This is a genomic window from Parachryseolinea silvisoli (assembly GCF_021190955.1).
Classification (GTDB): Bacteria; Bacteroidota; Bacteroidia; order Cytophagales; family Cyclobacteriaceae; genus Ohtaekwangia; species Ohtaekwangia silvisoli.
Genome location: NZ_JAIOAO010000006.1, coordinates 270,834 through 284,291, shown reverse-complemented (window position 1 = coordinate 284,291; position 13,458 = coordinate 270,834). Strand labels below are relative to the sequence as shown.

Below are 13,458 nucleotides of genomic sequence, written 5' to 3'. Positions count from 1 at the left end.
ACCGATGTTATTTTTATTAACCCAGACACCCCCCGTCGATTTCACCGGAATTTATCGAATCAGCCTGTTGCTGGTGGTGGGAATGCCGTTACTCTCGGCAATAATATGTCTGGTGTTGCCGGCGCGGAAGCCGGGGTGGGTCATGGCCACGGCGTCGGTGCTCCTGCTCCTGGGCCTGTTGGCAGCCGGTGCGCTGTTCGGTTCCATCGGGGGCGAGCGTTATGGCCTTATATCTTTTACATGGTTTCAACTCGGCGGGAAGGCATTTGACATCAGCATTTTTCTGAACGAACGATCCGTGCGCATGCTTGTGCTGGTCATGCTGGTCTCGTTCCTGGTGCATGTGTACTCGGTGGCGTATATGGCAGGCGATGCAGCCCTGAAGCGCTACTACGCCGCGCTGGGGTTCTTTACATTTTCCATGTTGGGCATTGTGCTGACACATAACCTGCTTGTCATGTTTGTCTTCTGGGAACTGGTCGGGTTTTCTTCCTATATGCTCATCGGTCACTGGCGCGACCGGCCTGCCGCAGCCGCAGCTGCAAAAAAGGCATTTGTCATGAACCGCATCGGCGATGCCGGTTTTATAATTGGTCTCATGATCTACTGGGCTGCCGTGGGATCGCTCGACTACGGGCAGGTTGGATACAGCTACGACGATCTCTTCTCCCACTGGAAAACGGCAGGAGCATTGTGTATCTTCTGTGGCGTGATTGGCAAGTCTGCCCAGTTCCCGTTGTTCACCTGGCTGCCCGATGCCATGGAAGGCCCTACGCCCGCATCGGCGTTGATTCACGCCGCCACGATGGTGGCTGCGGGTGTTTTTCTGCTGGTGCAAATGCACGAACTCTTTACGCCCGTATCGCTTGACGTGATCGCTGTAGTCGGCGTCACCACAGCCCTGGCAGCTGCGCTTGCTGCACTGGCGCAAACTGATCTGAAAAAGATTCTGGCGTATTCTACCGTTTCGCAGCTAGGCTTTATGGTGATGGCAGTCGGAGCAGGAGCGCCACAGGCTGCCTTTCTGCATCTCTTTACGCATGGATTCTTTAAAGCTTGCTTGTTCCTCTGTGCCGGCGCCGTCATTCACGCCCTGCACGAAGCGCAGCATGGCACGCACGAGCACTTCGACGTACAGGATATTCGCAACCTCGGTGGCCTGCGACACAAGTTGCCTTTCACGTTCGTCGCTTTTATCATCAGTGGAGCGGCCCTCGCGGGGCTGCCGTTTTTCTCGGGCTTTCTGTCAAAAGACGCTATACTTACCTCACTGCTATACTGGAAGGGGGATGTATTCTCCTGGCGCCATATCGTATTCGGCGGCGCATTCCTTGTATCGTTCCTTACCGCATTATATACCTTCCGCCTCATGGCAAGCATCTTCTTCGGCAGTGAACAAAAGACCGCTGGCCTGACCGTGCACGAGCCGTCGTGGTATATGCGGGCGCCCATTGCACTGCTTGCGCTGGGCTCATGCTGGTTCCTCGTATCCTGGAATCCCCTCAACTACTACGGGTGGCTATACGCCCCCTGGAAGGCAGACGAGAACTTTCACTCCAGCATCCTGGTCTTTGTCTCTGCGGCGTGGGCGCTCATCGCCTGCGCGGTAGGATACTTTCTGTACAACCGTCGCTATACAGCGCAGGCTGCCGTGCTGCAGCAGGCTTTTTACGTCGACAAAGTTTATCTATGGCTGGCGACCAGACCGGTCCTGGCCCTGGCGTTCTTCACGGAAAAAATAGACCGCCGCTGGATTGACGGCTTCCTGCATTTTACGGCCTACGGACACGTAACGCTGGCATATCTTACCGGCTGGTTCGACCGCGTCATCATCGACGGCAGCGTAAATGGTATGGCCTGGCTGGTTCGTACAATCGGCAGTTTTACACGCTCATTCCAGGGAGGCAAAATCCAGCTTTATATCTTCTGGTCCGTTCTGGCAATCATTATTTTTCTAATTTGGACACTATTATAGAATGCAGCCATACCTTCTCTCATTCCTGATCTTCACACCGCTCGTAGCCGCGCTGGCCGCGGTGTTTATCCCCGCCGGAGCCGTGAAGTCATTCCGGTGGCTGGCGCTGCTGGTCAGTGTGCTGCAAGTGTTTGTCCTGCTACAATTGTTGGTCGCCTACAACCCCGCCGGCGGCCTGCAACAGGTCGAGCAACAACCCTGGATCGTCATCAGCCTGGGCGCGTGGGGTGTATTTCGAGCCGAATACTTTGTAGGCGTAGACGGACTCAGCCTGCCCCTGGTAGCCCTCTCGGTTTTTATACTGCTCATCGCCACCATCTCCTCGTGGCAAACCACCCGCCAGGCAAAAGGCTATTACATTTTATTACTTGTACTCAACGCCGCCATCATCGGCAGCTTCGTCGCACTCGACTTCCTGTTGTTCTATCTCTTCTTCGAGTTTATGCTCTTGCCCATGTTCTTTCTCATCGCCATCTGGGGCGGGCCGAGAAGAGAATATGCGTCCATTAAATTTTTCTTATACACGCTGCTCGGGTCCGTTCTCATCCTGATCGTGATGATCGGCCTATACATCAGCGTACACGATCCGTCTTCGCCCGGTGGGCTGGTGCACACCTTCAACCTGCTGCACATGGCCGATCCGTCCAACATTGTATCGCACGCTATATTCGATCCCCACAACGTGTGGAGGCTCGGGCGGCTCGATGCGCGCCAGTGGGCCTTCCTGCTACTCTTCTTTGGGTTTGCCATCAAATTGCCCATGGTACCGCTGCACACCTGGCTGCCCGATGCGCACGTAGAAGCGCCGACGCCGATGTCAGTACTGCTGGCCGCGTTGCTGTTGAAGATCGGTGGCTACGGCCTCGCGCGCATCGCGCTGCCCATCTTCCCCGATGCAGCATTATACTTCAGCAGCTTCATAGGCATCATGGGCGTGATCTCCATTGTCTATGGCAGCCTCAACGCCATGGCGAGCAAAGACCTCAAGCGACTCATCGCTTACTCCTCGGTGGCACACATGGGATTTGTTTTGTTGGGCCTGGCGGCCGTGACACCCGAGGGCGTAAGCGGCGCGATGTACCAGATGTTCAGCCACGGCATCATCTCCGCCATGCTCTTCCTGGTAGCAGGCGTGGTATACGATCGTACACACGACCGCACCATTTCACACTACTCCGGATTGTCGTCGCGTATGCCTGCGTATACCGCCATGGTGTTAGTGTCATTCTTTGCCTCGATGGGCTTGCCGGGCTTCTCGGGCTTCATTGCGGAAATATTGATATTCCTCGGTGCCTTTAAATCGGCCAGCACCAACGGGCTGTTACACGAAAGCCTGGCCATCATTGCCACGTCTGGCCTGGTGTTTGGCGCGGCCTACTACCTGTGGACGCTGCAACGCATGTTCTTCGGTCCGTTTGATCTGAAAGGGGGTATACAGCCCGAACAGATCACAGACCTCACCCTGCGGGAATATATACAGCTCGCGCCCCTGGCGCTGGCAGCGCTGGCGTTTGGTATATGGCCGCAGCCTGTGCTGAGCATTATCGATCCGTTCGCGCAGCAATTTTGTGAGCACGTGCTCACCGTCGGCAAAAGCGTAACTTTTAAATTGTAAGCCAGTGGAAAGCGGCCTGTCAGAAACGATCGCCCTGGTTCGGAATAGCCTGCATGCATTTGTGCCGGAACTCATCCTGTCGCTGGGCATTCTGCTCGTCTTGCTGGCCGGCCTGCTCAACCGCCGTCGGGGCAGGTTGAGCCTCATGGTCTTTGGCGTCATGCTGCTCAGCTTTGTCTCTCTTCCGTATCACGCCGAGCCGTTCGCCCATACATTGTTTGGCGGCATGGTCCGCAGCGACAACTTCTCCGCCTACCTGCGCGCCCTGATCGACATCGGCGGCGTGCTGACACTCATCATGGCCTGGCGTGACAAGCGCGCCGACGAGCGACTTTCCGAATATTATTCGCTCCTGCTCTCCATCATACTCGGCGCGCACCTGCTCGTCATGAGCCAAAACCTGCTCATGACGTTCCTGTCGCTGGAAATCATGTCGTTGTGCTCGTATGTGCTCGCCGGATTTTCCTTTACGCGTCAGGGTGCGGAAGGAAGCTTGAAATATTTTCTGTTCGGTGCGGTAGCATCGGCAGTCATGCTGTATGGCTTGTCACTGCTGTACGGGTTCACCGGCACCCTCGACTTTTCCTCCGAAACATTTTCGGCCGCTTTGCAACAGCAGCAAACACCCCTCGTATTTGCGGCTGGCCTGATGGTGCTCGCCGGATTCTTGTACAAACTGGCGGCGGCCCCGGTGCACCCCTGGGCGCCAGACGTGTACGAAGGTGCGCCGATGCCCGTTGTAGCGTTTTTCTCCGTGGTGCCCAAACTGGCAGCCGTGGGCGCATTGCTAAAATTTGTGCTCGTGCTGAACGCATATGGACACTCCGCCTTCGACTGGCAGGGCGTACTGGCAGTAGTGGCGATCATCACCCTGACCGTCGGAAATTTTTCGGCACTGTGGCAAAAAAATCCAAAGCGCCTCATGGCGTATTCTTCCATTGCGCAGTCCGGATTTCTACTCGTGGGTGTCGTGGCCTTTCTGCCGCAAGGCATGCAGTTTATGCTGTTCTATGCCACGGTGTATGTCATCATGAATTTTCTGGTCTTTATATATCTGCAAAGCTTCGAAAATATAGGATTGGAAACGATTGCATCGTATCAGGGGCTCGGCCGCCAGCGGGTGTGGCCCATGGTGTTCCTGCTGGTAGGGATGGTGGCGCTGACGGGATTGCCTCCTACGGCGGGTTTTACAGGCAAACTTTTTATTTTTTCGGCATTGTGGGAAGCCTACGCCCTTTCCGGCAAACCTGTATTGCTGTGGCTCCTCGTTATGGGTTTGCTGAATACGGTGGTTTCGCTCTTTTATTATCTGCGCATACCCTATTTCGCCTTCATAAAAAATGGCGAATCGACCACTTCCACAAATAACCTCGCATTCGAAAATCTTTTTGGCCTGTTGTTGGTTTTACTGCTACTCGTCCTCTTCTTCAGTCCCGGATTGTTGATGGGATGGATTAATAAAATTACCTTTGTGATCCGTTAACGGTTATTCGTTGTCCGTGTGCTGCAGGCGAATTGCCGGGTGTGCGAAAACGGTTACAACGAACGGCTAACAACGGGTCTAACGAGACTAACGGACCACCAAACATGAGTGACCAAATCCTGCACGAGTGCGGCATTGCAATGATCCGCCTGCGTAAGCCTCTTTCGTACTACATTGAAAAGTACGGACCAACTTACGCGATGAACAAGATGTATATCCTAATGGAGAAGCAGCACAATCGCGGACAGGATGGCGCAGGGATCGCCAACATCAAACTAGACATCGAACCCGGACACCGTTACATTAGCCGTTATCGTTCCATCAAAGCCCAACCCGTAGCCCACCTCTTCAAAAAGATCAGTAAAAAATACAAGCGCGCCCAGAAAGAAGGCAAAGGACGTTTCCGCGACGAGCAATGGCTCAAGGAAAACGTAGCCTTCACCGGCGAGCTGTGGCTGGGCCACTTGCGTTACGGTACGCACGGCATGAACAGCATTGAAAACGTGCACCCGTTCCTGCGTCAAAACAACTGGCGCAGCCGTAACCTGGTCATGGCGGGTAACTTTAACATGACGAACGTAGAAGAGCTCTTCGACCTGCTCGTCGGACTCGGTCAACACCCGAAAGAGAAAGTTGATACCGTTACCGTCATGGAAAAGATCGGCCACTTCCTCGACGAAGAAGTGCAGACGCTTTTCGAAAAATATAAAGACAAATTCTCTAACCGCGAGGTATCGGATATCATCGAGAATGAGCTCGACCTGCACCGCGTCCTGAGACGTGCCTGCAAAGACTTCGACGGTGGTTATACCATGGCCGGTGTAACCGGCTCCGGCTCGGCATTCGTAACACGCGACCCCAACGGTATACGCCCGGCATATTACTATGCAGACGACGAGGTGGTCGTAGTGGCGTCTGAAAAGCCGGCCATCAAAACAGCCTTCAACGTAGACTACAGCCAGATCGAAGAAATAAAACCTGGTCATGCGCTCATCGTCAACAAGAGCGGTGAATACGCCCAATATCAAATTATTCAGCCCGGCGAGAAAACTTCGTGCAGCTTCGAGCGCATCTACTTCTCGCGCGGCAACGACCCGGATATCTATCGCGAACGTAAGCAGCTCGGCCGCCTGCTCGTGCCACAGGTGCTGAAAGCGATCAATTCCGACTTGCGCAACACTGTATTCTCCTACATTCCCAATACCGCCGAGACAGCATTCTTCGGCATGATGGAAGGCATTGAAGAATACCTCATCAACAAACAGAAAGACATCATTATCGACGGTAAACCCTCTGTCGATTCACTGGAAGATATACTCTCGTTACGTCCCCGCGTAGAAAAGCTCGTGCTGAAAGACGTGAAGTTGCGCACCTTCATTACCGACGACGAACACCGCGACGAAATGGTGTCGCACGTATACGACACTACCTACGAGGTGATCCGCAAGGGCATCGACACCGTGGTGGTAATCGACGACTCGATCGTGCGCGGGACAACACTGGAGAAAAGCATTTTGAAAATGCTCGATCGTCTCGGTCCGAAAAAGATCGTGGTCGTATCATCCGCACCGCAGATCCGCTTCCCCGATTGCTACGGAATCGATATGAGCAAGATGGGTGAATTCGTCGCGTTCCGCGCCATGCGGGCGTTGCTGAAAGATCAGGGCAAAGATTATTTGCTCGGCGAAGTATACGAGCGTTGCACCCGCGCCCGTGGCCACGAGCGTCAGCAGAACTACGTAAAACAACTGTACGAACAATTTACCCACGACGAGATTTCGGCAAAGGTCACGGAAATCTGTCGCCCGGCCGATATGAATGCAGAGCTGGAGATCATCTTCCAGACGGTAGATAATTTACACAAAGCCATTCCTCTTCATAGCGGCGATTGGTATTTCACAGGCGATTATCCTACCCCCGGCGGTATGAAGGTGGTAAACCGCTCGTACGTAAACTACATGGAAGGCAAGCTCGTTCGCGCCTACTAAGCACGGTCGACACACGCACATAACAAAAGCCACGCATGCATTGCATGTGTGGCTTTTGTCTTATGGAGCAAAATTATATACTGGTATATGCGTGTGGTGCAAAATAAAAAAAGCCCCCGGGAACCACCCCGGGGGCTAAACCAAACCCCTCTAACCAACTTCACATCCCGACCAGAGTCGGGATCACCAATCCTTAAACCTGTCTGTATAACGATGTCACTACGCTCTTTAGTTCCCAGCCTGCATTAATTTATAGCAGGCGTCAGTTCTCCATTCTCAAACACAAACTCCACGCCGTTCTTCAGGTCGATGAAAATCACCGAGTCCTTTTGAACTTTACCCGCGAGAATCTGTTTCGAAAGCTCATTTAACAGTTCACGCTGCAACACGCGTTTCAGCGGACGTGCACCGTACTGCGGATCGAAACCCAGGTACGCGAGACGATTGCGTGCTGCATCCGAAATCTCGATGCGTACACCGGCTTCTTCCAGGCGCTTGCGCACGATGTCCACCTGTATATCCACAATCTTGCGAATATCTTGCTGGCTCAGTGGACGGAACATGATGATTTCGTCGATACGGTTGATGAACTCCGGCCGCACAGACTTCCTCAGCAAGCTCAACACTTCTTCCTTCGTTTCTTCCAGCACATCGAAGAAGTTCGTCTCGTTGATCTTCTCGAAGTTCTCCTGAATGATCTGCGAGCCAATGTTGGTCGTCATGATAATGATCGTGTTCTTAAAGTTCGCCACGCGTCCTTTGTTATCGGTCAGACGGCCTTCATCGAGCACTTGCAGCAAGATGTTAAAAACATCCGGGTGTGCCTTTTCGATCTCGTCCAGCAGAATGACCGAGTACGGCTTTCTGCGCACGGACTCTGTCAGCTGGCCACCTTCGTCGTAGCCCACGTAGCCCGGGGGCGCACCGATCAAACGGCTTACGCTGTGACGCTCCTGGTACTCACTCATGTCGATCCGCACCATTGCGTTATCGTCGTTGAAGAGATAATCCGCCAGCGCCTTTGAAAGCTCTGTCTTACCGACACCCGTTGTACCCATAAAGATAAACGAGCCAATCGGCCGCTTCGGATCTTGCAGACCGGCGCGACTTCTGCGCACCGCGTCGCTCAACGCACGAATCGCTTCCTCCTGCCCGGCTACACGCCGGCTCAACTCTTCTTCCAGTTGCAGTAACTTTTCGCGGTCGCTCTGCAACATCTTGGACAACGGTATACCGGTCCATTTCGCCACGACTTCGGCTATATCCTCGCTGTCTACTTCTTCTTTCAACAGCGACTTCTCGCCCTGCATGTCCTTCATCTTCTGCTGGTACTCGTTCAGGCGTTTTTCCGCCTCGGTAATTTTACCGTACCGGATCTCGGCCACCTTGCCATAGTCACCAGCCTTCTCAGCCTGCTCGGCTTCGAACTTCAGCTTGTCAATATCTTCTTTTGCTTTCTGAATACCGTGCACCACCTCTTTTTCGCTTTCCCACTTCGCCTTGAGCGAATTGCGTTGCTCTGAAAGTTCCGCAATCTCCTTGCTCAGCACAGCTTCTTTTTCTTTATCTTTTTCACGACGAATAGCTTCGCGCTCGATCTCGAGCTGCATGATCTTACGATTCAATTCGTCGAGCTCTTCCGGCAGCGAGTCCATTTCCAGGCGCAGCTTGGCAGCAGCCTCGTCCATCAAGTCGATGGCCTTGTCGGGCAGGAAGCGGTCGCTGATATAGCGGCTCGACAATTCGACGGAAGCAATAACCGCGTCGTCTTTGATCCGCACCCCGTGGTGCAGCTCATATTTATCTTTTATACCGCGCAGGATCGAGATCGAATCTTCTACCGAAGGCTCGTCTACCATGACGGCCTGGAAGCGACGTTCCAGCGCCTTGTCCTTTTCGATATACTTTTGATATTCTTTTAATGTCGTGGCACCGATCGCATGCAGCTCGCCGCGCGCCAAGGCAGGCTTAAGCAAGTTAGCGGCATCCATGGCACCTTCGCCACCACCTCCCGCACCGATCAAGGTGTGGATCTCGTCAATAAAAAGAATGATCTGACCGTCGGAGTCTGTCACCTCTTTAATGACCGCCTTGAGGCGTTCCTCAAACTCGCCTTTATACTTCGCGCCGGCCACCAGCAAGCCCATGTCCAACGACACAAGTATCTTCTCGCGCAGGTTCTCCGGCACGTCACCGTCTACAATACGTTGCGCCATACCTTCCACGATCGCCGTCTTACCAACACCGGGCTCACCGAGCAGTATGGGATTATTCTTCGTACGACGTGACAGGATTTGCAACACACGGCGAATCTCTTCGTCGCGGCCAATGACCGGATCGATCTTCCCACGCTTGGCAAGCTCGTTCAGGTTTTTCGAATAGCGCTCCAGTGATTTATACTTCGCCTCCGCGTTTTGATCGGTAACAGTATTGCCACCGCGCAATTCTTTAATCGCTTTGATCAATGCGCTCCGCTCGAAGCCCGTATCCTTCATCACCGTCGACACCTTGTCTTTCGTGTCCAGCAACGCCAGCAACAGGTGCTCAACGGCTACATATTCGTCTTTAAATTCGCGCAGCTCTTTCTGTGCGTTCTGCAACACCGTGTTGGTGCCCGACGACAAATACGGCTGCTGACCCGTCACACGGGGATAGCCCTGGATGATCTCCTCCAGGCGGTTTTCCAGGATCGTACCGTTAATGTTGAGCTTCTTAAACAAGTAGCCCGAAACATTCTCGTCCGTCTCCAGGATTGCCTTTAGCACGTGCCCCGGCTCAATCGCTTGCTGCTGGTTGCCCATCGCAAGCTCGGCCGACTTCTGCAGTGCCTCTTGAGATTTTATGGTGAATTTATCAAAGTTCATAATGGTGCTATTTTCCTCGGAGGGAATAATCAAATCACAATCCATTTCAAATTTGAATGGATTTCATGCATTTATGGCAGAAAAATCAGCCTAAAGGGGAGGAAAAAGGACAGAATGACCGATGTGCCGCCGTTCTTTTATTTACATACTTTTATCGGCGTAGCATCTTCCAGCGCACCAAACCACACCAGGCCGTACTCTTTATATAAGCCGATGCCAATGCCCTTCCAGGTCAGCTGGCTCCAGGTGTCGCTGTTAATGATCAGCGGGTTGTGGCCCGGGCTTTTTTTCCAGCCTGCCAGCGCTTCTTCAGCGTTGGATCCAGCCGAACCGTAGTAGGCAATTTCGTAGCCTTCCGACTCATAACCGGCAATCTCCTTGGGTTTGTCCCACATACACTGCGCCTGGGCATGGTCGCTGGTGTAGCAGCACGAGCTCCAGGTGCCCTTTTTCGACCAGCTGTGCGGATTACATTTGTTATTGGGATCGAACGTATAGTTTTCCGACAAGTCGCGTGCATGGGTTTGGGCTACCTGGGTGAGCTTGGCCGACAGCGGAATCGGTGGCAGGCCCTCTGTCTTCCGGTAGGCCATGATCAGGTCGTACAATTTCTTTTCTTCGCCCGAAAGGCAGATTTCGGCTGTAGACGGACGTTCCGCGGGTGTGTGTGCCTGAAAGAGAAAAAACAGTGGCAGAATACAAAAAAAGGCTTTCATAGTTTACTTTCTAGAGAAACGAATGAACACAAAATATCTTCATTTCTGTACTTAATTTTTTAATTTTCCGCGCCCAAATCAAAGGCAGGTTATACGTGAGGACGTGCACACGTACACACCCAAATCACAAATACACGTAACCAATAAACAATATAGTAAAATGAGCGATCAGAAAATCAGCATCAGCAACGGCAAACTCAACGTGCCCGATAATCCGACGATTCCTTTTATCGAAGGTGACGGTACCGGCGTAGACATCTGGCCAGCATCCAAGTACGTATTCGATAAAGCAGTTGAGAAAGCCTACAACGGCAAGCGTAAAATCAACTGGAAAGAAGCCCTGGCCGGCGAGAAAGCCTTCAACCAAACCGGCAACTGGCTGCCGGAAGAAACGCTGACGATTTTCCGCGAATACCTGGTGGGGATCAAAGGCCCCCTGACAACGCCCGTTGGCGGCGGTATCCGTTCCCTGAACGTAGCCCTGCGTCAGGAGCTTGATCTCTATGCCTGCGTACGGCCTGTACGGTGGTTCACAGGTGTACCTTCACCGGTAAAAGAGCCCCAAAAAACCGACATGGTAATCTTCCGTGAAAACACAGAAGACATCTACGCCGGCATCGAATTCCAGGAAGGCAGCGACGACGTCAAGAAATTTCTGAAGCTCTTCGAAGAAAACTACGCCAAGCTGTATAAGAAGATCCGCTTCCCGCAAACATCGGGCATCGGTATCAAGCCCGTATCGAAAGAAGGTACAGAGCGTCTGGTGCGTTCGGCCATCGAGTATGCCATTGCCCAGAAGAAGCCCAGCGTCACCCTGGTGCACAAAGGCAACATCATGAAATTTACCGAAGGCGGTTTCCGCGACTGGGGATATGCCCTGGCGAAAAGCGAGTTCGGTGCAAAAGACCTCGACGGCGGCCCCTGGCAGGTTATTGAAAAAGACGGCCACAAGATCGTCATCAAAGACGCCATCGCCGACGCCTTCCTGCAACAGATTCTGCTGCGCCCCGACGAGTATTCAGTAGTGGCCACGTTGAACCTCAACGGCGACTATATCTCTGACGCGCTTGCAGCTATCGTAGGCGGTATCGGTATCGCCCCCGGCGGTAACGTCAACTACAAGACTGGCCACGCCATCTTCGAAGCAACTCACGGCACAGCACCCAAGTACGCTGGCCAGGACAAAGTAAACCCTGGATCAGTAATCCTGTCGGGTGTGATGATGCTCGAATACATGGGCTGGCAAGAAGCAGCCGACCTGATCATCAAAGGTCTCGAAGGCGCCATCAACAGCAAGAAAGTAACGTACGACTTCCACCGTCAGATGGAAGGCGCTACACTGCTGAAGTGCTCGGAGTTCGGCCAGGAAGTAGTGAAGAACTTCTAATCACGAAGACTTCCAAGATAAAAAGAGCCGGTTTTGCGACCGGCTTTTTTATTTTATATATAGCTACTGCTATCTTTAGGCAGGGGCAACTATCTTTATTCTATGCGTCGACGTCGTATCGTTAAAAAAGTAATACTTGTTTTCTGCTGCACGGTGGGCGTCGTGCTTCTGAGTGGCTTCGTTTTCTTTTACAATATGTTTCACGTTATGCCCTATGACAAAGCCTGGTTCTTATCCGACAAGATAGAGACGATAGATGCCCACCATATAAACTGGGCCTGTGATTGTGCTGACTTCACATTTCGCAGAACGCCACCAGTAGATATCGGCGCAATCCCGGATGCCGATATCTTCTTTATCGAAGCCTCCGATCCAGCGCTAGAGGTCAGCAGGGCTTTCTATGACTCAGGTTATTTTTACCAATACCTCCGGCTGACCGGCCGTTTCTATATTGACCGCGGTATCTCACGCTCGTATGAATTAAAAACACCCGAAAAGCCGGAACACGATCGTGTATTTCGGTATGATAAGATCGAATACGTGGACAAATAATCCACTCCGATACGCGTAAACAGCGAGATGGCAAGAGGGTTTTTCCCGGCCTTGTTTGGTATATAGTGATGTGAGTATATTCCGCCCATGATAGCCACGATCTTTCAAGAGGAATTTCAAAATATGGGTTTCGCAACCGAAGTCGGCGATGATAGGTTAACGATCATCCCGCTGGGTCTGGCATTGCATCTCGAACATCTTTACACCGAAGACTATACATCTTGCTTCAAAATATCAGCCCAGCATCTTTTGTTTCCGGAGGGGCGCCACGAGTTGCTCTTTGGCGGAGGGCATAATGAACGCGACCGATACGTCGATGCGGCCCGACGCTGGCTGAATGTCGACTTTCCCGTGTTACATGCATACTTATGTCCAGGCGATAACGATGGGGGCGTACAGCGGGCAGAAATTGTTACGCAGACCGGCGACGTACAAACGGGCTGGAACTTGTTACTCGGACCGGTGCTGATCATGGAGGAGGGCTCGACCCGCGTGGAGAATAAAGAAATCTGGGAGTTTTATAAACTTCTGGCAAATGAAATGACTACCGTCATGGACACGCCCGGCCTACTTTGGGTAAAATGTTTTACCGGCAAATTTTCAACGGGTATGGTAGACGTATCGTGCAGGCTCAATGGAGAGCACTGGGAGTCGGCTGTGCAGGAGTTGCACCAGTACACCCAGGAAACGCAGATATCCGGAAGTTTTCAGATGCTGCATCAATTCATGCTTCTTTATCCAAGGCCGTTGAACGAATTGTCATCCCGCGATGAGTTGTCTCGCCGGGTTTCCGACGAGCATAGGAAACATGAACAAAAGCCCGATAAATGGTCGGCGGCGGTTAATGCCGTTACAAGATTGCTAAGAGGATTGTAAGA

At 52.6% G+C, this 13,458-nt stretch carries 9 protein-coding genes; 7 read left to right on the top strand and 2 right to left on the bottom strand.

Going from position 1 to position 13,458, the window contains the following annotated elements; translation table 11 throughout:
• Positions 1–4: 4 nt before the first annotated feature.
• From K7P01_RS28725 to K7P01_RS28710, 4 genes are all read left to right on the top strand, one after another.
• The gene (locus K7P01_RS28725; protein ID WP_267298036.1) at positions 5–1,975 is read left to right on the top strand and encodes an NADH-quinone oxidoreductase subunit 5 family protein; all 1,971 of its coding nucleotides are present in this window, start codon (positions 5–7) and stop codon (positions 1,973–1,975) included.
• A 1-nt stretch (position 1,976) separates the two neighbouring features.
• The gene (locus K7P01_RS28720) at positions 1,977–3,590 is read left to right on the top strand and encodes a complex I subunit 4 family protein (protein ID WP_267298035.1); all 1,614 of its coding nucleotides are present in this window, start codon (positions 1,977–1,979) and stop codon (positions 3,588–3,590) included.
• A 4-nt stretch (positions 3,591–3,594) separates the two neighbouring features.
• Entirely contained in the window at positions 3,595–5,073 is a 1,479-nt protein-coding gene (locus K7P01_RS28715; protein WP_267298034.1) for an NADH-quinone oxidoreductase subunit N, read from the top strand.
• Positions 5,074–5,177: 104 nt separating this feature from the next.
• Positions 5,178–7,061 (top strand): amidophosphoribosyltransferase, encoded by a 1,884-nt coding sequence (locus K7P01_RS28710; protein WP_267298033.1) that lies wholly within the window; start codon positions 5,178–5,180, stop codon positions 7,059–7,061.
• Positions 7,062–7,306: 245 nt separating this feature from the next.
• Here K7P01_RS28710 and clpB read toward each other — a convergent pair whose 3' ends face one another.
• Both clpB and K7P01_RS28700 read right to left on the bottom strand, forming a co-directional pair.
• A complete protein-coding gene (gene clpB, locus K7P01_RS28705; RefSeq protein ID WP_267298032.1) occupies positions 7,307–9,925 on the bottom strand; it encodes an ATP-dependent chaperone ClpB in 2,619 nt (872 codons plus the stop codon).
• 137 nt (positions 9,926–10,062) lie between these two features.
• Positions 10,063–10,641 (bottom strand): CAP domain-containing protein, encoded by a 579-nt coding sequence (locus K7P01_RS28700; RefSeq protein ID WP_267298031.1) that lies wholly within the window; start codon positions 10,639–10,641, stop codon positions 10,063–10,065.
• A gap of 160 nt (positions 10,642–10,801) precedes the next feature.
• On the opposite strand from K7P01_RS28700, the gene icd reads away from it, so the two are divergent.
• The 3 genes from icd (at position 10,802) to K7P01_RS28685 (ending at position 13,456) form a co-directional block, all read left to right on the top strand.
• Positions 10,802–12,028 carry an NADP-dependent isocitrate dehydrogenase gene (gene icd / locus K7P01_RS28695; protein ID WP_267298030.1) on the top strand — a complete coding sequence of 409 codons (1,227 nt, stop codon included), beginning with the start codon at positions 10,802–10,804 and terminating at the stop codon, positions 12,026–12,028.
• A gap of 102 nt (positions 12,029–12,130) precedes the next feature.
• Positions 12,131–12,580, top strand: a complete 450-nt coding sequence (locus tag K7P01_RS28690; protein ID WP_267298029.1) for a hypothetical protein — start codon at positions 12,131–12,133, stop codon at positions 12,578–12,580.
• 87 nt (positions 12,581–12,667) lie between these two features.
• Complete coding sequence (locus K7P01_RS28685) at positions 12,668–13,456, top strand: DUF6348 family protein (RefSeq protein ID WP_267298028.1); 789 nt, start codon at positions 12,668–12,670, stop codon at positions 13,454–13,456.
• Positions 13,457–13,458 lie beyond the last annotated feature (2 nt).